Origin of the sequence: Marinobacter nanhaiticus D15-8W, from assembly GCF_036511935.1 — a bacterium.
Taxonomy (GTDB): domain Bacteria; phylum Pseudomonadota; class Gammaproteobacteria; order Pseudomonadales; family Oleiphilaceae; genus Marinobacter_A; species Marinobacter_A nanhaiticus.
Map to the genome: position 1 here is coordinate 3,942,796 of NZ_AP028878.1, position 25,868 is coordinate 3,968,663.

The 25,868-nt window shown below is 63.0% G+C and carries 2 protein-coding genes; both read right to left on the reverse strand.

The genetic code is table 11. The features are described 5' to 3' along the window. Window positions 1-108: 108 nt before the first annotated feature. Entirely contained in the window at window positions 109-16,155 is a 16,047-nt protein-coding gene (locus tag RE428_RS17710) for a non-ribosomal peptide synthase/polyketide synthase (protein ID WP_004583272.1), read from the reverse strand. Continuing rightward, window positions 16,155-25,814, reverse strand: coding sequence for a non-ribosomal peptide synthetase (locus tag RE428_RS17715; protein WP_004583273.1), 9,660 nt, complete (start codon window positions 25,812-25,814; stop codon window positions 16,155-16,157). The genes RE428_RS17710 and RE428_RS17715 overlap by 1 nt, the downstream gene beginning before the upstream one ends. Window positions 25,815-25,868 lie beyond the last annotated feature (54 nt).

Below are 25,868 nucleotides of genomic sequence, written 5' to 3' on the forward strand. Positions count from 1 at the left end.
TCCGAAGGATGCCGCGAAGGAAGCACATACAAGCAGCCTTCGCTCCCTCGCATGCCAGAGTGGCAAACGCCGATTCGTGCGCTCCCCACCACACTCAAACGACAGCGATCACTCCGCACCCTGGAGCTCATCCAACGGTGTCGAACGTACCGCCAGTAGATGCAAAACCTCCTCCAACTGATCGATAAAGGTCTGATCCCGCACGATGCTCAGGTGATCCGCATCTAGCCATGCAGAGGACGCCAGCGGACGCTCGATGGCCGCCTCCAGCAAAGCTTCCGCATTCGCGTTGTTTTCCGGTGATTGCGACGCCCACCAGGCGTGGACCGGCGCTCTAAGCGGACGAATGTCGCGGTGGTTGCGCGCCAGTTGACGCATGTGGCGCTCCAGAGCCAGTAGTTGTTGCCACTGATCCTCGCTGACACCTTCCGGCGAGGGCGAATCCTCCACATCAGCCCTTGCCTGCCCCGCCCCGGGAACGTATCCATCGATCAGGCCGACGAACGCGACGTGCTTGCCCAGCCGCTCAAGCAGCGTCGCCATCTCCAGCGCCAAAGCACCACCCATGGACCAGCCAAGCAGGTAATAGGGACCGCTGCCTTGTTTCTCCAGAAGCGCGCGAACATAGTCCCGCGCCATCGCCGCAAGGGAGACATCTCGCCAGCGGCCATCGAGGATCTGGCGGTTCTGTAGCCCCCACACATTCCAGTCCGCCGCCAAGCGGCCCGCAAGCGGGTAGTAACCCACGACGGTGCCGCTGACGGGATGCGGACAGAACAGCGTCGGATTCGCAGCACGAGAACCACCCAGTCGCAGCAACGAATTGAGCTGGCTGCCATCCATAGGCATCGCCGGCTTCGGGCGCGACGCGGAGGGAGCGTGCCGGACATCGGTCTGCTCGATCAGGCGTTCGAGCGCCATGCCGACGTGATCCAGCAGTCGCTGGACCGTTCGCGACCGATAACGCTGACTGCTGAAGCGGCAATTCAGGGTGAGTTGGCCGTCCTGCACCTGGCCGTTGATTTCAAGCTCACGAGCCAGCGGCGTCCAGGGATCGACCAGATCGCCCGGCGATTCCTCAGCCGCCTGAAAGCGGCCGTCGGCCAGGTCCTGGTCGAATTGCCCCAGATAGTTGAAGGCAAGCAAGGGCTCCGGTACTTCCCCAATGCGTGAACGCACTTCGGGCATGGCGAGATAGCGCAGGGCCCCGAAGCCAACCCCTTTTCCAGGGACCTCGGCACGTATGGTGCGAATGGCATCAAGGGTTGTTTCGAGATCACCAGCGGAATGGACGCGCAACGGATAGAGACTCGTAAACCAGCCCAGCGTGCGACTGAGGTCCAGCGTCTCATCCAGCGGCTCGCGGCCATGACCCTCGACGGCAATCAGCGGTTCCCTCAGGCCGCCCCAGGCCCGCAGCCCTTCGGCCAGGGCAGCCAATAGCAAATCGTCGATACCGACATTACGAGCCGCCAGGGTTTCCCTTAGCAGGCGGCGCGTCTGACCGGCCGGGAGGCGCCACTCACAGTGGGTGGCGTCGATAGTGGCATTCCGGCCATCCGGATTATCGACTGGCCAAGCTTCGGCGCCCTCGCCCAAGCGGGCCCAGTAATCCAGCTCAGAATCCCACTGGCCTGAGTCCGAAGCATCGGCCAGATGGTGCGCCCACTGCTGATAGCTGGCGCTAGCGGGCCCCAAGTCCGACGTTAAACCGGATTCGACCCGCTGGTAGGCTCGGGTGAGATCTTCCAGCAGAATGCGCCAGGACACGCCATCGACGATCAGGTGATGGAAGCTCAACAGCAGACGCTGCTCGTTGTTGGGCAGATTGACCAGCAACAGGCCGGCCAGGGGTCCCTGCTCCAGGTCGAAACCGCGCTGTATGGCATCGCACGCCACAGTCACCTCCTTGGAGCTTTCCAACGTGATCACCTGGAGCAGTCTCGCAGCCGATTCCTGCTCGCGATAGAACGACTGCCAGTTGCCATCAACTCGCCGGAAACCCAGTCGCAGACTGTCGTGATGCGCAATCAACGCCTCCACTGCCCGACGCAAATGCCCCTCTTCCAGAGGCCGCTTCACCTCCAACAGCAGCGACTGGTTCCAATGCGAAGGATCGCGCATGGGCTGCTCGAAAAAATGCGCCTGGATCGGCGTCAGCGGCAATGTGCCGTGCGCTTTTTCGATAGCACCGCCAACCTCTTCTGCCACGAGCGCCAGCGCAGCCGCCATCTCAGACAATATAGGCTTGAGAAATACCGTCTTCGGCGTCAATTGCCAGCCAGACTGTCGCAGACGGGTGATCAACCCCAGCGACTGGATCGAATCGCCCCCGAGTTCGAAGAAGCTATCGCCGCGGTTGACCTCGTCCACGCCAAGTACGTTCCGCCACAGCTCGGCCAGCAGGGTTTCGCGTTCTCCTTTGGGCGTTTCGCGCTGGCGTGTTGTACTCGCGGGCTCCGGCAAAGCGTGGCGGTCCAGTTTGCCGTTGGGCAGTTGCGGCAGCCGCTCAAGCGTCACGATATGGGATGGCACCATATACTCCGGCAACTGGTCCTTGAGCCGGGCCTTGATGCTGTGTTCGTCCAGTTCCTCGCCCGAGACATAACCCACCAGTCGCTGGCCGGCGGGTGTGTCCTTGACGACGGCCAGGGTGTCTTTCACCCCCGGACAAGCTTTCAGGGCCGCTTCCACTTCCCCGATCTCGATCCGGAAGCCCCGCAGCTTTACCTGCTGATCCATCCGTCCGAGGTATTCCAGTTGGCCGTCCGGGTTCAGCTTCACCCGGTCACCGGTGCGGTAGAGTCGCTCGCCCGGACTGAAGGGGTTCGGCACGAAGCGCTCGGCGGTGGTTCCCGGTCGATCCAGGTAACCACGCGCCAGGGCGCCGCCCAGGTAGAGTTCCCCCGCTACATTCGGGGGCAACAGGTTGAGGTCGCTGTCGAGTACGTAGCCCTGACGATCACCGACCAGATCCCCAATGGGTGCGTAAGGGCTGTCGAAGTCCGCGGTCTCTGCCGGGACCCGCCATAGCGTGGGGGTCACTACGGTTTCGGTCGGGCCATAGCCGTTGATCACCCAGTCCGGTTTCAGGTGTTCGATGGCGTGATGCATCATCTGACGGCTGAAGGCTTCGCCAGCGAAGCAGTAGATGCGTACGCCCGGCGGTTGGCCCTTAAGCTCCGCCCATTCCGCCAACTGGCGCAGGTAGCTGGGTGGGAAGGCGGCGACGGTGATGCCCTCCTCGATCAGGCAGTCGTAGGTTTGCTGCACGCTCCACAGCGCCTGGTCCCGCAATACGATGCGGGCGCCGTGACTGAGTGCCGTGAGCCAGCGTTCGTGGGCGCCATCGAAGCTGATGGAGAGGAAGTGCAGTTCCCGGTCGTCCGGCGTCAAACCATAGCGTTCGCCAATGGTCTGGCAGTGCATGGACATCGCGCCATGGGGCACCGCCACACCCTTGGGCTTGCCGGTGGAGCCGGAGGTGTAGATCAGGTAGGCCAGCTGTTCGGGGTGGATAAAGGCATCCGGCACGGTCGAGGGCTGATCATCAAGATTCAGGTGATCCAGGTTGACCGTTTCCACGCCACCCACCGCAGGCAGTCGATCCAGCGCAGCGTCGTGGGTGAGCAGCAGGGCGGCGCCGGAGTCCTCCAGCATGTACCGTACCCGCTCGGCGGGATAGTCCGGATCCAGCGGCACATAAGCCGCGCCGGTCTTATGGACCGCATAGAGCGCCACCAGCATCTCAACGCCCCGCTCCAGGGCTACGCCAACCCGGCTTTCCGCGCCAATGCCTTGCCCGATCAGCCAGTGGGCCAGGCGGTTGGCGCGGGCATCGAAGTCTGCGAAGGTCAGGCGATTCTCGCCGTGCACCACCGCGATGGCCTCGGGGCGTTCAACCGCCTGGTCGGCGATCAGGGCGCAGATGGGCCGTGGATCGATCGGTGAATGCTCGGGCCGGTTCCAACGTGCCCAAACCGCCTCCTCGTCCGGGGTGAGCAAGGGCAGTTCGCCCAGGTGCGAATCAGGCTCGCGACTGATCACATCCAACATCGCCTGCAACTGCTCAGCCATGCGCTCCACCGTGGCAGCATCGAAGATATCCGTGGCGAAATCCAGGTAGCCTTCGATCCGGCCATCCGAATATTCTTGGGTGCCGAGCACCAGATCGAAATGCGCGTTCTCCGCAGGGCAAGCCAGTGGTTCACAGCTCAGTGCATCCATCGTCAACAAGGGCTGCTCGTCGAAAACCTGATGGTTGTAACTCACCTGGAACAACGGGTTATGGCTCAGGCTGCGCTCGGGCTGCAGGGCTTCCACCAGCCGTTCGAACGGCAGATCCGCATGGGCCTGGGCACCGTGCATGCGTTCGCGTACCTGGGCGATCAGGTCGCTCACCCGATCACCGGGCTCGATCTCGGCACGCAACACCAAGGTGTTGACGAAGAACCCAATCAGCCCTTCGGTACCTGGCTGATGGCGGCCAAATACCGGGATGCCTACCCTCAGGTCACGCTGGCCGCTCAGGCGATACAACAAGGCCTCTAACCCCGCCAGAATCACCATAAATAGCGACGCCTGCTGTTCGCTGGACGCTTTGCGCAACTGCTCGACCAGCACTGGCGGCAGGGTAAAGGCATGGCGCGCGCCGCGCCCATCCCGTTGGGCCGGCCGTGGCCGATCGGTCGGCAGGTCCAGAGTGGGGTGATCTTCGCCCAGTTGCCCTTCCCACCACGCCAGCTGACGATCCAGTTCTGCGCCGGTCAGGTGTTCCCGCTGCCAAAGGGCATAATCCGCGTACTGGACCGGCAAGGGTTCCAACGGATTAGGTTCATCCAGCGAGGCAAGGCGATAGAACCCGACCAGTTCTTCCAGTAGCAATTGCATCGACCAGCCATCGGAGATGATGTGGTGCATGCACAGCAACAGCCGCCAGTTGGATGCATTCATCTGCACCAACGCCACACGCCAGGGCGGCGCGTTTTCCAGATCGAAGGGACGGCGGCTGAATTCGCGGAACAGCGCGTCAAAAGCGCTCTCAGCCTCGTCATCATCGCTCAAGTCGTGGCGCTCTATCCGCACCGCTGAGGCGGCCAGCACCCACTGCTGGGGAACGCCGTCATCGCCGTGGCGGAAGCAGGTGCGCAAGGATTCATGGCGCTGCGCGAGCTGCTCGAACGCCGCCATCAGCGCATGCTCGTCCAAATTCCCCTGCATGTGCAGGCCACCCGGCAGATGATAGGCGCTGCTCTCGGGCTCCAGTTGCGCCAGGAACCACAGGCGCTGCTGGGCGAAGGATTGCGGGGCAAGCTGTCCCCGGTTGTAGGGCTGCAAAGCTGTTGTCTGGTTTTCAGGTTCAGTCGCCAATGTAGACGCCAGTTCGGCCAGGGATGCTGATTCAAACAGCGCACTTAGCGGCAGCGTGCGATTCAGGGTTTTCTGGATGCGATGAACCAGATTTACGCCCAGCAGTGAATGCCCGCCAAGGCTGAAGAAGTTATCGTTCCGCCCTACCCGCTCGACGCCTAACACCTCTTGCCACAATGCGGCCAGAGCCTGTTCCATCTCGCCCTGCGGAGCGGCGTATGCGGCCGTGTCGATCTCCGGATCTGGCAGGGCCTTACGATCCAGCTTGCCATTGGCCGACAGTGGGAAGCGGTCCAGGGCCACGATGTGCGCCGGCACCATGTAGTCCGGCAGGCGCCGCCTGAGTTCGGCTTTGACGGCGTCTTGGTCGATGTCAGTGCCCAGTACATAGCCGACCAGTTGCTCGTTGCGGGCGATCACCACCGCGTCGGTCACCTGCGCCGCGTCGCGCAGGGCGGCTTCGATCTCGCCCAGTTCGATCCGCAGTCCACGCAGCTTGATCTGGTGATCCAGCCGCCCCAGGTATTCCAGGGTGCCATCAACACACCACCTCGCCAGGTCGCCGCTGCGGTAGAGGCGTTCACCTCTGGCAAACGGATTGGGCACGAAGCGCTCCGCCGTCAGGTCCGGTCGGCCGTGGTAGCCCTGCGCGAGCCCGGCACCACCGATAAAGAGCTCGCCCGGCACGCCGATGGGTTGCGGGTTCAGCCGTTCATCCAGGATATGGATTTGCAGGTTGGCAATGGGTCGACCGATCGGGACGGTGGTGCGCTCGTCCGTGCCACAGGTCCAGTGGGTGACGTCGATGGCCGCCTCGGTGGGGCCGTACAGATTGTAGAGCTTGGCTTGCGGCAAGCGACGCAGCGCTTCGTCCTGCAGGTCCTTGGGCAGGGCTTCGCCGCTGCAGACGATCCGGCGCAAGCTTTCACAGCCGGTGAGCTCGTCCTGCATCAGGAAGGCGGACAGCATCGAGGGTACGAAGTGCAGCGCGGTGACCGCTTCACGCTGGATCAGGTCGACGAGTTTGGTCGGGTCTTTGTGATCACCCGGTTGAGCCACCACCAAGCGTGCGCCCACCATCAACGGCCAGAAGAATTCCCAGACCGACACATCGAAGCTGTAGGGGGTCTTCTGCAGCACGACATCATCTTCGCCCAAGGCGTAGGCCGCCTGCATCCACTGCAACCGGTTGTACAGCGCCGCATGGGTATTGGCCACGCCCTTCGGCTTACCGGTAGAGCCGGAGGTGTAGATGACGTAGGCCCGCTGTTCGGGATGGATCTCAACAGTTGGCGCGGAAATTGGCTGACCAGACAGATCGAGCTGGTCCAGATTCAGCACCGCTAAATCGCCCAATTCAGGCAATCGACCAATCACCGGATTGTGAGTCAGTAGCAATTCGACACCGGCATCCGCCAGTACTTGCTGCTGACGGGCTTCAGGATGATCGGGATCGATAGGCACATAGGCGGCGCCCGCTTTCTGGATAGCATAGAGCGCAACCACCATCTCAATCGAGCGCTCGAACGCAACACCGACCAGGCCGTTGCTGCCAACGCCGTGACCGATCAAGGCATGCGCCAGGCGGTTGGCCGCCTGGTCCAGTTCGGCATAGCTCAGGCGCTGGTCGCCGAAGACCAGGGCTTCGCGGTCCGGATGCGTTTCGGCCTGGTGTTCGAACAACCGGTGTATCGACTGCGGCGAGCCGTAGTCCACGGCGGTGGTATTCCAGTCAGCCAACTGTGTGCGGTCGTCGGCATCCAGCAAGTCGTAATCGCCAATAACCTGCTCAGGCGCCATGACGATTTGTGCCAGCAATTGCTCGAACCGCTCATGCAGATGCTCAATAGTGGCGGCATCGAACAAGTCCGTGGCGTAATTCCAGTTGCCGGACAGCTCGCCATCGGCGTCTTCGACGGTATTCAGCGCCAGATCGAACTGGGTATTGCCGTCATTGAGCTCCAGCATGTCCACATCCAGCCCCGGCAAGTCGGCGAGGCCGGTATGGTCACGACGCTGATGGTCGTAAGCGACCTGGAACAGCGGGTTGTGGCTGAGACTCCGTTCCGGCTGAAGCGCTTCGACCAGTTGCTCAAACGGCAGGTCCTGATGGGCCTGGGCATCAATGGCCGTATTGCGGACTGCATCGAGCACCTGTTTAAAGGTCATCGTCGGTTCCGCCTGGCAACGCAGCACCTGGGTATTGACGAAGAAGCCGATCAGATCCTCGGTTTCCTGACGGTTACGACCCGCCACTGGTACGCCGACCCGCACATCATCCTGACCGCTCAGCCGATGCAACAGCACGCTGTACGCGGCAAGCAATACCATAAAAGGGGTTGCGTCATGAGCTGCAGCAAGCTCGCGCAGCTGTTCGGCCAAGGGGCTGTCGAAAGTAAAAGGATGCCGGGTTCCCCGGAAACTCTGCCGCGCCGGGCGCGGGCGGTCCATGGGCAATTCCAGCACTGGATGGTCATCCCCCAGTTGCCGTCGCCAATAATCCAACTGGCGCTCGCCCTCACCGCCGGCCAGCCATTCCCGCTGCCAGACCGCAAAGTCCGCATACTGGATGGGCAACGGGTCCAGCCCTGGCGCATGCCCTTGGCACGCAGCCTGATAGAGCGCCGCAAAGTCCCTCAGCAGGACTGACACGGACCAGCCATCAGAAATGCCGTGATGCATGCAAAGCAGCAAGCGCCATTCACGATCACCCAGCATCACCAGGCCAACCCGCCACAAGGGCTCGTCCGCCAAGCGGAAGGGCCTTGCCATGAACTCAAGGGCATGGGCGCGGAAAGCGGCCTCGCTATCGGCAGACTTGCGCAGATCCACGCGTTCGAGGGTGACCGGCTTCGGCGGGTCGACGATCTGACGCGGAACATCAGCGCCGTCGCTAGGTGCCAGAAGCCGGGTGCGAAGCACTTCATGACGGGCCATCAGCCCATCGAAGGCCTGCTTGAGCGCCTGCTCGTCGAGGTCACCGGTCAACCGCAGTGCACCCGGCAGGTTGTAGGCCGTCGATGCCGGCTCCAACTGGTCCAGGAACCAGAGACGTTGCTGCGCGAAGGACTGCGGGGCCTGTTCCAATCCCAAGCGACAAATGCCATGACGATCGGCTTGACCGTCCAGATCATCCAGCCATGTCGCAAGGTCGGCCAATTGGGGCGCTTCAAAGATCGCCTTTAGCGGCAGCTCGACACCTTGCTCATGACGGATGCGAGACACCAGTTGCGTGGCCAGCAGCGAGTGGCCACCCAACTCGAAGAAATGATCGTAGCGACCGATCCTTTCGCGATGCAGCAAGTCCTGCCAGATGGCGGCAAGGCGATGCTCGCTGGCCGTTGCCGGGGCCTCGTAATCGGTTTGCCCCACCGCCGGTTCAGGTAACGCATTGCGATCCAGCTTCCCATTGGGCAGTTGCGGCAGCCGCGCCAGCGTCACGATATGGGATGGCACCATATACTCCGGCAACTGTTCCTTGAGCCGGGCCTTGATGGCGTGCTCATCCAGTTCCTCACCGGACACGTAACCCACCAGGCGCTGGCCGGCCGGCGTGTCCTTGACGACGGCCAGGGTATCTTTCACCCCCGCACAGGCTTTCAAGGCCGCTTCCACTTCCCCGATCTCGATCCGGAAGCCCCGCAGCTTCACCTGCTGGTCCATCCGGCCCAGGTATTCCAACTGACCGTCCGGGTTCAGCTTCACCCGGTCGCCGGTGCGGTAGAGCCGCTCGCCCGAACGGAACGGATTGGGTACGAAGCGCTCGGCGGTGGTTCCCGGACGGTCCAGATAACCGCGAGCCAGGGCGCCACCCAGGTAGAGTTCCCCCGCCACATTCGGGGGCAACAGGTTGAGGTCGCCGTCGAGCACATAGCCCTGGCGGTCGCCCACCAGATCGCCGATGGGCGCATAGGGGCTGTCGAAGTCTGCGGTCTCTGCCGGGACCCGCCAGAGCGTGGGGGTCACCACGGTTTCGGTCGGGCCATAGCCGTTGATCACCCAGTCCGGTTTCAGGTGTTCGATGGCGTGGTGCATCATCTGACGGCTGAAGGCTTCGCCGGCGAAGCAGTAGATACGCACGCCCGGTGGCTGGCCCTTGAGTTCCGCCCATTCGGCCAACTGGCGCAGGTAGCTGGGCGGGAAGGCGGCGACGGTGATGCCTTCCTCGATCAGGCAGTCGTAGGTTTCCTGCACACTCCACAGGGCCTGGTCCCGCAATACGATGCGGGACCCGTGACTGAGCGCCGTCAGCCAGCGCTCGTGGGCACCATCAAAGCTGATGGAGAGGAAGTGCAGTTCCCGGTCCTCCGGTGTCAGGCCATAACGCTCGCCAATGGTCTGGCAGTGCATGGACATCGCGCCGTGGGGTACGGCCACGCCTTTGGGTTTACCAGTGGAGCCGGAAGTGTAGATCAGGTAGGCCAGCTGTTCCGGGTGGATAAAGGCATTCGGCACGGTCGACGGCTGATCATCGACCTTCAGGTGATCCAGGTTCACCGTCTCGACATCGTCCACCACCGGCAGCCGATCCAGGGCAGCGTCATGGGTCAGCAGCAGGGCGGCGCCGGAATCCTCCAGCATGTAGCGCACCCGCTCGGCGGGATAGTCCGGATCCAGCGGCACGTAGGCGGCGCCGGTCTTGTGAACCGCATAGAGCGCCACCAGCATGTCGACACCCCGTTCCAGGGCCACACCAACGCGGCTCTCTGCGCCAATGCCCTGCCCGATCAGCCAGTGGGCCAGGCGGTTGGCGCGGGCATCAAAGTCTGCGAAGGTCAGGCGATTCTCGCCGTGCACCACCGCGATGGCTTCCGGGCGTTCCACCGCCTGGTCGGCGATCAGGGCGCAGATGGGGCGTGGATCAACCGGCGAATGGTCGGGCCGGTTCCAGCTATCCCAGACTTTCTGCTCGGCGTCAGTCAATAACGGCAGATCGCCGATGGATTGCTGCGCATGCTGGACCATAGCGGTCAGCAACTGCTGCAAATGCTCGGAGAGCGCCTGTGCTCGGCAGTCCGAAACCTGCGATTTCTGGTAATGAAGATGCAGCACCAGGCCGGCCTCGACCGCAAGACTAAGTGGATAATGCGTCCGTTCGCTGATCTGCAGGTCACTGAAACGCAGACGGCTTCCGTTGCTTTCTTCAGCGTCGTTACCTCGAAGCGCTTCATCTACAGGGAAGTTCTCGAACACCAGCAAGGTATCGAATAATTCCCGGCCGGCCTGCCCCGCCAGTTGCTGGATCTGATAGAGCGGCGTATGTTCGTGCTCGCGCAGGGACAGATTGTGGGCCTGCAGTTCAGCCAGCCAGTCGCCGACCCGTTGCTCGGGTGCGGGCGCCTGCACCACGGGCAGCGTATTGATGAACAGCCCCAGCTGCCGGTCCATCCCCGGCACGTCCGCCGGACGGCCGGCAACGGTGGCGCCGAAAGCCACTTGGCGCTGACCGGTGTAGCGCTGCAGCAGCAATGTCCAAGAGGCCTGGATCAGTGTATTCAGCGTAACCTGCTGCTCTCGGGCAAAGTCTCCCAAACGCTGGTGATCCAGCGCCATGACGATCTCGCCGCTGGCATCGCCTTCGCCTGTCTTGCCGGCGTCGGCCAACAAGGGCACCAAACGGGTGGGCTCGCTGACCGTCTCCAACTGACGACGCCAGAAGGACTCAGTCCGCGCCGTATCCCGGCCAGCCAGCCACTGGAAGTAATCGCGATACCGGGCCGCTGTCTGCGGCCGGTCGCCCAGCGTCTGCGCCATGACTTCGCTTATTAGCGCGGCACTGCTCCAACCGTCGAGCAGGATGTGATGCAGCGTCCACACCATATGCCAACGCCGCTCGTCCAGCCGCACCAGCACCAGCCGCATCAACGGCGGCTGGGCAAGATCGAACGGCGTGGCCTTTTCCTGTTCGCAAAGGGCGTCCAGATCCACCGAAGCATCATCCCGTCCATCCAGCTCCCGGATCGCCAACGTTGCTGAGCGATGGATAACTTGCAGCGGCACCTGGGTGCCCGGCGCGTGAATGAAGGCGGCCCGCAGGATGGGATGACGGCTCACCGCATCCGTCCAGGCCTGCTTAAAGGCATCCAGCGGCAGGTCGTCGATCGTGACCGACACCTGATTGACATAGAGATCCGTCGAACCGCCTAACTCGCTATGGAACAAAAGCCCCTGCTGCATAGGCGTCAGCGGCAGGATGTCGTCGATGGCTCCCGGTTCGAGGGGAAGCACATCCAATGCAGTCTGATCAAGCGCGACCAGGGGAACATCGGATGGCGTCAGTCCCGATTGCTCCCGGCACACTGCGAGCATTGCATCCAGGGCGTCCTGGAAATAGGCCATCAACGTTTCAATGGCGTCAGACGCATGGCGCTCGGCGCTATAGCTGCAGACCAACTCCAGCTGGCCATCCCGCACCTGTCCATCCAGCGACAGTTCGAAACCTAGCGGGGCATTCGGGGCACGTGTGATGCCAGGCGATTCGCTGGCCAGGGTCATGCCTGCATCAGCCTCGCCGCCGACCTGACCGAGATAATTGAAGAGGACCGCAGGAGATAGATCAGGCAAGTCCCGTGCGTCTTTAAGATAGCGCAATACGCCATAACCAATCCCACCGTGGGGTACAGCGCGCAGCGCTTCCTTGGTGGCTTTGAGATTGGAAACCAGATCGTCGCCACACGGCAGCTGGACCGGATAAAGGCTCGTAAACCAGCCCACCGTCCGGGATAGATCGACGCCGTCGAAAAGGTCTTCGCGGCCATGACCTTCAAGGGCAATGACCGGTGAGGACTGACCGGTCCACTGACGCAATGCCTGGCCCAGTGCGGTCAGTAACAGGTCGTTGATCTGGGTGCGGAACGCCGCCGGCGACTGCTCCAGCAATTGCCGGGTGCGCTCGCTGTCGAGTTGGAACCGCTGCTCGGACCGATGCGCGACGGTGTTTGCGCCGTCAGTGTGCGTCCCCGGTAGGGGCTGAGGTTGCGGAATGGCGGACCAGTAGCTTTGCTCGCCATCAAAGCGTTCGTCATTAAGCTTGTCGGCCCAGGTCTGGAACCCAGTGGATTTGTCGCCCAGTTCGGGTGTTTCACCGTCCGAGGCCTGTTGGTAGGCGCGCATCAAATCGTCCAGCAGCATTCGCCAGGACACGCCGTCAACAGCCAGGTGATGGATCGCCAACAGCAGTCGCTCTTCACCGTTGCCCAATCGGATCAGTACTGCACGGAGCAGCGGACCGTCGGCAATATCGAGGCTCGCCTGGGCCTCGTTGCAAACGGCCTCCAAACCCGCTTCATCGCTGTTCCGTACCCAAAGCACAGCATGCTCGGAAACATCGGGGCGATAACGCTGCAGCCTATTTTCGCCATCCAGATTAAAGGACAGGCGCAGCGCATCATGATGATTGAGCAGTGCGTTCAGTGCCCTCGCCATTGCGTCCGGCTGCAACGGCGTTTGCGGCTTCAGCAGCAGCGACTGGTTCCAGTGCGAAGGATGCGGCATTGCCTGATCAAAGAACCATTGCTGGATTGGCGAGAGCGGGAAGGCACGGTCGAGGTCGATGACGTGAACCGTTTTGGTTTCGATGGCTTGGGCAACTTGCGCCAGTTCGGCGACGGTCTGGCGCTCGAACAGGTCCCGTGGCGTGAGCGCGACACCGCGGGTTTTGGCCTTCGCAATAATGCGCAGGCTGAGGATCGAATCACCGCCCAGAGCGAAGAAATTGGCGTCGCGACCTACCTTTTCAACGCCCAGCACCTCTTGCCACAATGCGGCCAGAGCCTGTTCCATCTCGCCCTGCGGAGCGGCGTATGCGGCCGTGTCGATCTCCGGATCTGGCAGGGCCTTGCGGTCCAGCTTGCCGTTGGCCGACAGCGGGAAGTGGTCCAGGGCCACGATGTTCGCCGGCACCATGTAGTCCGGCAGGTGGCGCTTGAGTTCAGCTTTAATGGCGTCGTGGTCGATGCCGGTGCCCAGTACATAGCCGACCAGTTGCTCGTTACGGGCGATCACCACCGCGTCGGTCACCCGCGCCGCCTCGCGCAGGGCGGCTTCGATTTCGCCCAGTTCGATCCGCAGTCCTCGCAGCTTGATCTGGTGATCCAGCCGACCCAGGTATTCTAGCGTGCCGTCGACACACCACCGTGCCAGGTCGCCGCTGCGGTAGAGCCGTTCACCTGTGGCAAACGGACTGGGCACGAAGCGCTCCGCCGTCAGGTCCGGCCGGCCATGGTAGCCCTGGGCCAAGCCCGCGCCGCCGATATAGAGTTCCCCCGGCACACCGACGGGTTGTGGATTCAGACGCTCGTCGAGGATATGGATCTGCAGGTTGGCGATGGGTTGACCAATCGGGACGGTGGTGCGCTCATCCTGGCCACAGGTCCAGTGGGTCACGTCGATGGCCGCTTCGGTGGGGCCATAGAGGTTGTACAGATGGGCTTGCGGCAGACGGCGGATTGCTTCGTCCTGCAGGTCCTTGGGGAGCGCTTCACCGCTGCAGACGATCCGGCGCAGACTCTCGCAGCCGGTGAGGTCGTCCTGCATCAGGAAGGCGGACAGCATAGAGGGTACGAAGTGCAGCGTGGTGACCGCTTCGCGCTGGATCAGGTCAACGAGTTTGGTCGGGTCTTTGTGATCACCCGGTTGAGCTACCACCAAACGTGCGCCCACCATAAACGGCCAGAAAAATTCCCAGACGGAGACATCAAAGCTGTAGGGCGTCTTCTGCAGGACCGTATCGCCCTCGCCCAATTCGTAAGCCGCCTGCATCCACTGCAACCGGTTGTACAACGCCGCATGGGTATTCGCCACGCCCTTCGGCTTACCGGTAGAGCCGGAGGTGTAGATGACGTAAGCCCGCTGCTCCGGATGGATCTTAACAGTCGGCGCAGTCGTGGGCTGTTCGGCCAGATCGAGTTGGTCCAAATTTAGTACCGCCAAACCACTCAACTCAGGCAACCGGTCGATCACTGCATCATGAGTCAGCAACAGATCGACACCGGCATCCGCCAACACCTGCTGCTGACGGGCTTCGGGGTAATCCGGATCGATAGGCACATAGGCAGCGCCCGCCTTCTGGATGGCGTAGAGCGCGACCACCATCGCTATCGAACGCTCGGCGGCCACGCCGACCAGACTGTTGCCGTCCACGCCCTGCCCGATCAAGGCATGCGCCAGTTGGTTGGCGGCTTGGTCCAGTTCGGCATAGCTCAGGCGCTGGTCGCCGAAGACCAGGGCTTCGCGATCCGGGTGCGTTTCGGCCTGATGCTCGAATAGACGATGCGCCGGCTGCGGCTGACCGAAATCCTCATCCGTGGCATTCCAGTCCACCAAACGCATGCGGTCATAGGCATCCAATAGATCATAATCGCCGATAGCCGCGTCCGGCGCGTCCACGATTTGCTGCAACAAGCGCTCGAATCGCTGGTGAAGATGGGCTACGGACGCTTCGTCATAGAGATCCGTGGCGTAGTTCCAGTTACCGCCGACCCGGCCGCCCGGAAAAGCCCAGGTATGCAACGCCAGGTCGAATTGGGCAGCCCCGGTATCCTGCGGCAGCAATTCCGCGGTCAGACCAGGGACCAGTTCGAAACGCTCGCCGTCACGCTGCTGGTGGTTGTAGAGCACCTGGAACAGCGGGTTATGACTCAGGCTGCGCTCGGGTTGCAGGTGGTCGACCAGATGTTCGAACGGCAGGGCCTGATGCGCCTGTGCCTGCTGCGCTACGGCGCGCTCGCGGGCAAGCACTACCGTAAACGCTTCGCTACCGTCCAGGGCACTGCGCAGGATCTGGGTGTTGACGAAGAAACCGATCAGCCCTTCCAGTTCGGTCCGTTCGCGGCCGGCTATGGGCACGCCCACACTCAGGTCGGATTGACCACTCAGACGATGCAGCAGCACTTTGTAGGCCGCGAGCATGACGGTGAAGAACGTGGTTCCCTGGCTAAGGGCCAGGGTATTCAGGGATTCAGACAGCCCGTCACCCAGGGCAAAGTGGTACCGCCCACCCCGGAACGACTGCTGCGCCGGCCGGGGTCGGTCTGTGGGTAATTCGAGTACCGGCGGCTCGTCGCCCAGTTGCTGCGTCCAGTATTCAAGGTCGGCTTCCCCGGCACCCGCTTCCAGGGCCCGGCGCTGCCACAAGGCGACATCGGCATATTGCAGCGGCAATGGCGGCAGGTCGGACACGTCACCAGCCAGGGCTGCACGATAGCATTGGGCAAACTCCATCAGCATGACCTGGATCGACCAGCCGTCGGCGATGATGTGATGCAGGCACAGCACCAGGCGATGATCGTCGTCCGCCATCCGCACCAGAACCACCCGCCAGAGCGGCCCCTTGGCCAGGTCAAACGACTGTCGCGCCACCTCAGTTGCGCGGGCCTGGAACGCGGCTTCGCTATCAGCGCTCAACTGCAGGAATTCCACCGGGGCTACCGGATTGATGATCTGCTGCGGCTCGCCATCATCATTCGCCCGAAACGTCGTACGCAGGCTCTCATGGCGACGGGCCAGGGTATCGAAGGCCGAGCGCAAGGCGGCGTGGTCAAGCGTACCGGTGAGGCGGATGGCGCCAGGCAGGTGGTAAGCCGGGTTGCCGGGTTCCAGTTGATCGATGAACCACAACCGTTGCTGGGCGAAAGAGGCGGGGCTGACCTCCCCTGCCACACCCGAGGGAATCGGCAGGGCTGACAGCGTCAGCCCCTGCGCCTGCAGTTTGCGCAGGAAGACCCGACGCTTGTCGGCGCTCAGCCCCAGGAAGCGGCGTGACAGGGCCATCGCATTGTCCTGCATTATTCGATCTCCTCAAGTTCGCTCATCAATGCATCGAGGTTGTCCAGACGATCCTGGTCCAGGCTTTGACCGCGTACGCGTTCGATCACCTCTGCCATGCTGGCCACTGTGGTCGCCTCGAAGGCTTCTGCGAGGGGTACATTGACGTTTAGGCGTTCGCGGATGCGGGACAACAGACGTGTGGCCAGCAGGGAGTGGCCGCCCAGCTCGAAGAAGTGGTCGTGGCGGCCCACCCGCTCGACCTGCAGCAGGTCTTTCCAGAGGTCGGCCAGGGTTTGTTCCAGCTCGCCCTCTGGGGCCTCGTAGCGACGCGCCTCCAGTTCCGGCTGCGGAAGTGCCTTGCGGTCCAGCTTGCCGTTGACGTTCAACGGCAGCCGGTCGAGCACCATCAGGTGGGTCGGCACCATGACCGCCGGCAGCTCGTTGGCCAGGCGATCCCGCAGGCTTTCGGTTTCCAGGTGGAGACCATCTTCCGGCACCAGATAGGCGACCAATTGGGGACCATGCGGCGTATCCTGCGCCGCAACGACCGCTTGCCGGATGCCGTTAAAGGCCAGCAGACAGGATTCGATCTCGCCGAGCTCGATGCGCTGGCCGCGAATCTTCACCTGGAAGTCCGCGCGGCCGGCATACTCCAGCACGTCGTTCTCGTTCCAGCGCGCCAGGTCACCGGTGCGGTACAGGCGCTCACCGGGATGGCCGAAGGGATCGGGCACGAAGCGCTCCGCCGTGAGCCCAGGTTTGCCGGCATAGCCCCGGCCGACACCGGTACCGCCGATATAGAGTTCACCCGTCACGCCACGCGGTGCCGGATCCAGATAGCTATCGAGCACATACAGGCGGTTGTTATCCGTGGGCTTGCCGATCGGAATCGCCGCGCGCGTATCCGCAACCCCGATCAGCGTATGCAGCGCCACATCGTCGGCGCATTCAGCAGGACCATAGGCATTGACCAAAGGAATACGCGGATAACGTTCGAACCAGCGATGAGCCAGCTCGCGGCCGAGCGCTTCCCCGGTGGGCAGCAGCCAGCGCAGGTTGAGACGATGTTCCGGCACCGCGAGGATACCCTCGATCACCGCCGGCACGCTCTCCAGTAAGGTGACGCCGCTTTCGGCCACGGTTTGCACCAGTCGCTGGGGATCGTGGGTGATCTCGTCGGGGATGATTTCTAGACGTCCGCCGAACAGCGGCGCAGTCAGGAACTGCCAGACGGAGATGTCGAACCCGGTGGCGGCGGTCTGGGCGATCACATCCCCCTCACCCAGTTCCAGGTACGGCACCTTGGACAACTGGTTGTTGAGCATGCCCTGCTGGTTGACCATCACGCCCTTAGGCTCGCCCGTGGAGCCGGAGGTGTAGATCACGTAGGCCAACTGATCCATGCTCGGATAGAGGCCCGGATTACGGTCGCTGTCGACCGCCAGCAATGTCTCGAGCGTAATGACCTGCGGATTGGCTTCGGTTTCAGCCAGTATGGCCTCGACCTGATCCAGACAGGTCCGCGGCGTCACAAGCACCGGTGCCTGACTGCTCTGCAGCATGCGGCCGCTGCGTGCCGGCGGGTGGCGCTCATCCAAGGCCAGGTAGGCCCCGCCCGCCTTGAAGGCGCCGACGATCATCGTCAGCAAGTCCAGATTGCGCGGCGAGTAGATCGCCACCACCTGATCCGGCTGCACACCGGCTTCTATCAGACCGTGGCCGATGCGATTGGCGCGCCGGTTCAGGTTCGTGTAGCTGAGACATTCGCCCTGGCAGCGAGCCACTTCCCTTCCCGGATCGGCCAGCGCCCAGGCTTCAAAGCGTTCGAGCCAGCTCAGGCTCGTCCAGTCTGGCTCGAGAGGGCCCCGGCCCAGCTTGAACAACTCGCCACGCTCGTCGTCGGATACCAGCTCGATGCGCGACAACGGCTGCTCCGGCGCATCCATCAACTGACGCAGAACCTGATGGTATTGCGCCAACAGCCGTTGCATGTCCCGCCCCCGGAAAAAGCGCTGGTCATAGCTGAACTGCACCTGATAGGTCTCCCCCGGCAGGATCACCACCGTCAGAGGATAATTGGTGTGGGTCCGGTTGGCCCGAGGCTTGATGCCGTATGCCTCGGCCGCTTGCTGGACCTCTGGTCCCATAGGCACGTTCTCGAACACGAACAGGCTATCGAACAGTGCGTCACCGCGAGGTGTATCCGCCAGGTTCTGCACCTCTGCCAGGGAAAGGTGCTCGTGCTGGCGCATGGCGGCATTGGCCGACTGTAAGGCGTGCAGGAAGTCCAAACCGGACTGCGCCGGATTTTCAGCGTGGATGCGTAAAGGCAGGGTGTTGATGAACAGGCCCAGGGTGTCCTCAATGCCCTCCAACTCCGCCGGGCGGCCGGCCACCGTGACACCAAACAGGACGTCGTCGAGCCCGCTGTGGCGCATCAGCAACAGCGCCCAGGCCGCCTGCATAAAGGTGTTGACCGTCAGCTTCTCGCTTCGGGCCCGCTCACCCAGTTGTGCCGTCTCATCAGCCGTTAGTGCTAGAGAAACAGCCTGGATCGAAGACTCACCCGCGGCGGTATGCTGGTACGGCAGCGGCGTGATGTCGGTAAAGCCGCTCAGGTTGCCGCGCCAGAAGCCGCGGGCCTGTTCCGCGTCCTGGCGGTGCAGCCAGGCGATAAAGTCGCGATAGGGACGGGCCGGCGTCACCACCGGCTGGCGACCCGCGACCAGGGTACGGTAGTTGTCGAAGAATTCCGCCAGCATGAGCCCCCGGCACCAGGCGTCGATCAAGGCGTGGTGGTGACTCTGGACAATGCGGTAGTCCGCGTCGCCGAAGCGCACAAGGCGCAGGCGCAGCAGTGGCGGCCGGGAGAAATCGAATCCTTCACGGCGCTCCCGAACCAGCAGATCGTCCAGTTCCGCTTCGGCACTCGTCCGGTCAAGATGGCTGAGGTCGATCAGTTGTGCGGGCGACGGCACATCACGATAGACGATCTGGTGCTGGGTACCGCCATCCAGCCCATGGAAGGCGGTCCTGAGCATCGGATGGCGCTGGACCACGGCGTACCAGGCTGCCTTGAAGGCGTCGAAATCCACCTCGCTGCGCACGTCATACTGGTCCTGCATGAGATAGATGCCGCTGCCCTGCTCCAACAGGCTGTGCAGCAGGATGCCTTCCTGCATCGGCGCCAGGGGCAGGATATCCTCGATATTGGCGGGATTTTCCAGGGCGTCCAGTTGCGACTGATCCAGATCGGCCAGCGGCACATCGGCGGGAGTCAGACCGCCAGCATGAGTCACGCACTGGTCTATCAGCGCTGCGAGCGCATCGTGGTAGAGTTCAACCAGCCTGGCCACCCGGGTTTTGCTGAATCGGGCCCGGCTGTAGGTCCAGTCCAACTGCAACTGGCCGTTGCGGACCTGGCCGTCGACCACCAGCGCATTGGCCAAGGGTCCGGAGACGTGACGCATGTCGCCTACCGGTCCGTCTTTGAGCACGAACGGCGTGTCCGCATCCGCATCAAACCGACCCAGGTAGTTGAAGGTGAGCCCGGCGCCGGTCAATTCCGGCAGCTGGGCGCCGCCCAGTTCCTTTAGCACACCGTAGCCGAGCCCCTCGCCAGGCACCTGGCGCAGCATTTCCTTGGTGTGCTTGAGCGTGGCAATCGCGTCGTCGGCAGTCTCAAGGGCCACCGGAAAAAGCGTGGTGAACCAGCCCACAGTGCGGCTGACGTCCGGGCCGTCACCGAGGGTGTTCCGCCCATGACCTTCGAGGGTGATCACGTTGCGCACCCGCCCGGTCCACTGGCCCAGCGCCTGGGCCAGCGCGGTCAGCAGGAGGTCATTGATCTGCGTTCGAAAGGCGGCGGGCGCGTCATTGAGCAAGCGCCGGGTCTGGTCCGCATCCAGGGACATACGCAGTCGCTCGCCGTCAGCGACGCGCGAGCTGCCTTCGGGGTAGTCGCAAGGTAGCGCTGCATCTTCGCCGGAAAACGCCTGCCAATAGCCCAGCTCGTCGTCCAGTCGCCCATCCGCCAACGTCTGGTGCAGGTAGTTCGTCCAGTCGTGAAGCGGAGCGGCTTCCCCTTCAAGCGTGATCGGCTTGCTGGCGGCCGCCTGTTCGTAGGCCACTTGCAGGTCTTCCAGCAGCACGCGCCAGGACACGCCATCCACCGCCAGGTGATGGGCGGCCAGCATCAGCGTCTGCCGATCACCTGGCCTTGTGGCCAACACACAGCGCATTAGCGGCCCACCGGTCAGATCGAGACTGCGCTGCGCATCGTTGAAGGTGGCCAGCAACGCCGACTCATCCCCGGCTTCCACGGTCCAGAGCAGGTCGGCTGTTTCTTCACCGACATAGGTCTGTGTGCGTTTATCGGCATCAAAACGCAGCCGCAAGGCCGGATGGGCCTGGGCCACCGCAGCCAGTGCCTGGCGCAACGGCCCGGCTTCGAGCGGGGTGCGGACACTCAAGCGGACCGCCTGGTTCCACTGGTTGCGGTTGTCGATCGCTTGTGTGAAGAAACGCTGCTGGACCGGTGTCAGTGCGAACGCCTCAGCGGCTTCGGTGTTAGCTTTGGGTTCGGTTCCAGCGGCCTGCTGGACCTCGGCGACTTGCGCCAGTTCGGCGATGGTCTGCTTCTCGAACAGCTGCTTGGGCGTGAGCTTTACGCCCTGCTTACGCGCCCGCGCGATCACCTGGAGGCTGATGATCGAATCGCCGCCGAGGCTGAAAAAGTTATCGTGGCGGCCAACCCGTTCCACGTGCAGCAGCGCCTGCCAGAGTTCGGCCAGGATGGTTTCCACGCCTTCGAGCGGTGCGGCGAAGTCCTCACCCTGACGCTCCGGTTGTGGCAGGGCCTTACGGTCGAGCTTGCCGTTTGCGGTCAGGGGGAATTCTGTCACAGGCAGGATATGGGCCGGGATCATATAGTCCGGCAGCTGCATTTCCAGGGCAGCGCGCAGCGCCTGAATATCCAGCGCCGATGCCAGCGGATAGGCCAGGATCTGTCCGTTTTCGTCTAACTGCACGTGCGCATCGCTGACGCCGTCGAATCCGCGGATGCACTGGGCGATCTCGCCGAGAGAGACCCGGTAACCACGGATTTTTACCTGGTCATCTTTGCGGCCGAGGAAATCGAATCGACCGTCGGCCAACAACTTGACGCAATCGCCGGTCGCATAGAGCCGCTCGCCAGGCCGAAGTGGATCGGCGATAAAGGCCGCAGCGGTTTGTTCCGGCTGTCCCAGGTAGCCGCGGGCCAAACCGGCGCCGCCGAGGTAGAGTTCGCCGGTAGCCCCTTGAGGCAACGGCAGACGCTCTTCGTTCAGCACCTGGGCCCGAATATTGGGCAGCGGTGCGCCCAACGGCACGGTGATACCGGACGCGTCGCCCGCCTCCGTGGTCAGCACGCCCACGGTAGATTCGGACGGGCCGTAATGGTTGAACACCCGGCAATCGGGACGCAATTCACGAACCTGTCGAACCAACGTCGTTGGCAAGGCTTCGCCGCCCAGGATCAGCGCTTCCCGTGGCAGAACACGGGCCGGGTCGGCTGCCTGCAACAGGCCGCTCAGATGAGTCGGGACAATCTTGAGGATGTCGACCCGATGCTCCGCCATGTAGCTGGCGAACGCTTCGGCATCCATCACTCGGTCGGCGCTCAGAAGATGGAGCGTGCGGCCACTGCACAGGGCGCCAAACAAGGTCGTGTGCCCCAGATCCGCCGCAACCGTGGACACCATCGCCATGCTGGCGCTCTCGGACGGTTTGATCGTGCGTAATACACCTTGAACGTAATTCGCGATGGCACCGTGGCTGATTACCACTCCCTTGGGTGTGCCGCTGGTGCCAGAGGTGTAGATTATGTAGGCCGCCTGGGCCGGATCGGTAACAGAGTCGAGCCGGGCGTCGGGCTCGGTGCGCCACTCCGCACCCGGAGAGAAGTCGATCACGGTGCCTTCAAAACCAGATACGCTCTCGTGTCCCAGCAGCCACTGCGCTCCACAGTCACGCAACACGAATGCCTGCCGATCTTCGGGCCATTTTGGATCGAGCGGTACGAACGCGCCGCCCACTTTCAACACCGCCAACCCGCTGACAACAAACTCGGGGGAACGGTCCAGGCAGAGGCCGACTGACGCATCCGCGGTGACGCCCCGTTTTTTCAGCGCGCGGGCGAGCCGGTTGGATTCGGCTTCAAGCCAGGCGTAGTCGTAGGCCTGATCCTCGTAGTGCAACGCCTGGCGCTGGGCGCTGGCATCGATGTGACCGTTCCAGAGCGACACCAAGTCCTTCACAGGAAAGATCACCTGTGGACCTTCCAGAGCCGAGGGCACGGCCAGTAACTCGAGCTCACCTAAAGCGCACGCGGGATTTGATGTAATTTGCCCGGCGAGGTTGACCAGGTCCTCGGCAAAGCCACAAACCCGGGCCTCGTCGAACAGGTCGCACGCGTAGGTCAGCACGCCTTCGATGCCGTGCGGCCGATCGGTAATATCGAAGCCCAGGTCGAAATGCGCGGTGTCGTCTTCACGCTGACGCATGGTGAGATTCAGGCCCGGCAATTCGATGTTTTCCGGCAACGAGAATTGCTGGGTGAACTTCACCTGGCACAGCGGGTTGTGTCGAAGGTTACGCTCCGGCTGCAGCGCGTCCACCAGCTGTTCGAACGGCAGGTCCGCATGCGCCTGCGCGCCCTGGGTGGTGAGCTTCACGGTTTCCAGGAATTCGGTGAAACGCATGCTGGCGCTGGGTTGGCTGCGCATCACCAGGGTGTTGACGAACAGGCCGACCAGCCCCTCCGTCTCTGGCCGCCCGCGCCCGGCCACCGGCACACCGACCCGAATATCGCGCTGACCGGAATAGCGGTAGAGCTGGGTCTTGTAGAGTGCCAGCATCAGCATGAACAGGGTGACGCACTGCTCCCGGGCCAATGCCCGCAGCCGGTCGCTCAGCTCAGCCGGGAACTGGAAGCCGACACGCGCGCCGCGATGGCTTTGCACCTTAGGCCGAGGTCGGTCTGCCGGCAGTTCCAGCACCGGCTGATCGTCCCCCAGGTGCTGTTTCCACCAATTGAGCTGGCGCTCGCCTTCGCCGGAGGCCAGCCTCTCGCGCTGCCAGTAGGCGAAATCGGTGTATTGAACCGGCAGTGCGGACAAGCTGGCTTCCCTGTCCTCAACCTGCGCCGCATAGAGTTCGGCAAACTCCTTCACCAGGATCTGGGCCGACCAGCCGTCGGCGATAATGTGATGGATGATCAGCAGGAGCCGGTGGTCGTCCTCGCCAACCTGGGCCAGGTGCACCTGCCAGAGCGGCCCGGTTTCGAGGTTCATGGCCTGACCGACCAGCAAGCGATTGAGCGCGGCCAGCGCGGCTTCGGGGTCGTCGGCGGCCATCAGGCTATGGACATGAAGCGGAACCGGCTGGGGGGCCAGAACCCACTGGATCGCACGCTGCTCGGCATCTTCGGCAAACACTGTGCGCAAATTCTCGTGCCGGGCCGCCAGCTTATCGAGACTGCGTTGCAGTGCAGCCCGATCAAGTTCGCCTTTGAACTGCCATTCACCGGCCAGGTGATAGGCTGTCGAACGGCCTTCGAGCTTGTCGAGGAACCATAGGCGCTGCTGGGCATAGGACTGCAATGGCGCAGCATCGGCCGGACGCGGCTGGATAGCGCCACGCCCCGAGCCTGCCTGCTTCTGCTGCGCGACCCACTCAGAGAACGCCGCCAGGCGGGGGCCTTCGAACAAGGCGCCGGGGTCGAGATCGATGCCCAGCTCCGTGCTCAACCGGGACACGACTTGCACCAGCGCTACTGAATCGCCACCCAGCGAGAAGAAATGGGACTCGCCATCCAGCGTGTCCTGCTCGAGGATGTCCTGCCAGGCAGCGACCACCTCCGGAAGCAAGTCGTCAGCTGCGCCCGCTTCCTGCTCGTCGTCATTCTCCAGCATTCGCCCCTGTTGCCAGGCGGCAAAGACGGCCAACTGCTTGCGCTGCCAGCCAACCCGGCAGGCGGAACGTTGCAGTTTGCCGCTGGTGGTGCGGGGTAAAGTGCCGGGCTCCAGCAGAAGGATCAGCTGCGGCGCGACTTGCAGGGTTTCGGTAAGCGTTTCCGCGATGGTCTCGCAGATCTTCCGCGGCTTGATCATCTTGCGAACGCTTCGGCTGATCTCCAGCGCCAGCCCAATGCCTTCTACGCCATCCTTCTCGGTCGCGAACGCAGCGACCCGACCCTGGCGCAACAGTTCCACCTCCCGCTCAAGGACGCTCTCGATGTCCTGCGGATAGAGGTTCTGACCGTTGAGGATGATCATGTCCTTCTGTCGGCCGGCGATAAACAGATCGTTGCCGCATGCAATCCCCAGGTCGCCTGTGCGCACCCAACGCTGGCCGTCGGCCTCGACAAACGTGGCCGCCGACGCTTCCGGGTTCTGCCAGTAGCCCTGAGCCACGCTCGGCCCCGCGACCCAGATTTCGCCCACTTCGCCCGCGCCGAGCACGCGGCCATCCTGGGTGTCGACCACACGAATGGCGTGATCCTCGTCCGCCCAGCCGCAGCCCACCAGTTTGCTACTCTTCGCCGCTTCCAGTGCGGGGCCGGCAGCCATCTGCTCGTGATCGAAGCGGTATTCCCGCAGTTCGCCGTTGAAGGCGTGGGAGCAGACAAACAGGGTCGCTTCGGCCAGGCCGTAGCTCGGCGCCAAGGCCCGCTCCCGGAATCCAGCCGGAGCGAAGCGCTCGGCAAACCGTGCGAGCGTTTGCGGACGAATCGGCTCCGAGCCGGTGAACGCCATCCGCCAATGGGACAGATCCAGCGTCTCGATGTCCTCATCACGGATGCGCTCGGCGCACAGGCGGTAGGCGAAATCCGGGCCGCCAGAGAAGGTGCCCCGGTTCTGGCTGATCGCCTCCAGCCACCGCGCCGGTCGCGCCAGGAAGAACTTCGGTGTCATCAGGTTCACGCTGTGGCCGTGCAGGATTGGCAACAGCAGACCGGCCATCAGTCCCATATCGTGGAACAGCGGCAGCCAGTTGACCCAGACATCGTCTTGGCTCGCGCCGAACCCCTTGGCCATGGCGCGCTCATTGGCCATCAGATTGGCGTGAGAGACCATCACCCCTTTGGGAGCCGAGGTCGAGCCGGAGGTGTATTGCAGGAAAGCCAGGTCGTTCTGATCGATGCGGTGGGGCTGCAATGCCTCCCGATAGTCCAGGGGCACCCGATCTACCGCAATCAACTGGCCCTCTTTTGGTAGTAGTGACTGGAGCTGCTGCTGGTAGCGATCCAGGTCCGCCACCAGCCCAAATACTGCTTTGGGCTTGGCATCACGAATGATCCCCGCCAGCCGGTCCAGGTAGGCCTGACGGTTATTTTCCGGCGGGAATGCAGGTACGGCGATCGCGCCAGCCTGGAAGCAACTAAAAAACGCCGCCGCAAAGTCGGGCCCGCTGGGCAGCATCAGCAAACAACGCTCACCCGCGACCGGCCCCAGGTGGGATTGAAGGTAGCCCGCCAGCGCCCGGGCCTGTCGATGCAGAACGCCGTAGGTGGTGATGTCGGGCGACTCGTTGTCCTGCACGATATGACGGATTACCGCCGCATCGGGGCGCTCCTCGGCATGGAAGGACAGTACATCGGCAAAATTCCGGAAGGAGTGCGGGTCAAAGCTCATGGTCTCACCTGCCAGCAAAGGTCAAAAAAGCGCAATCCGGCGCCGTCGAGCGAC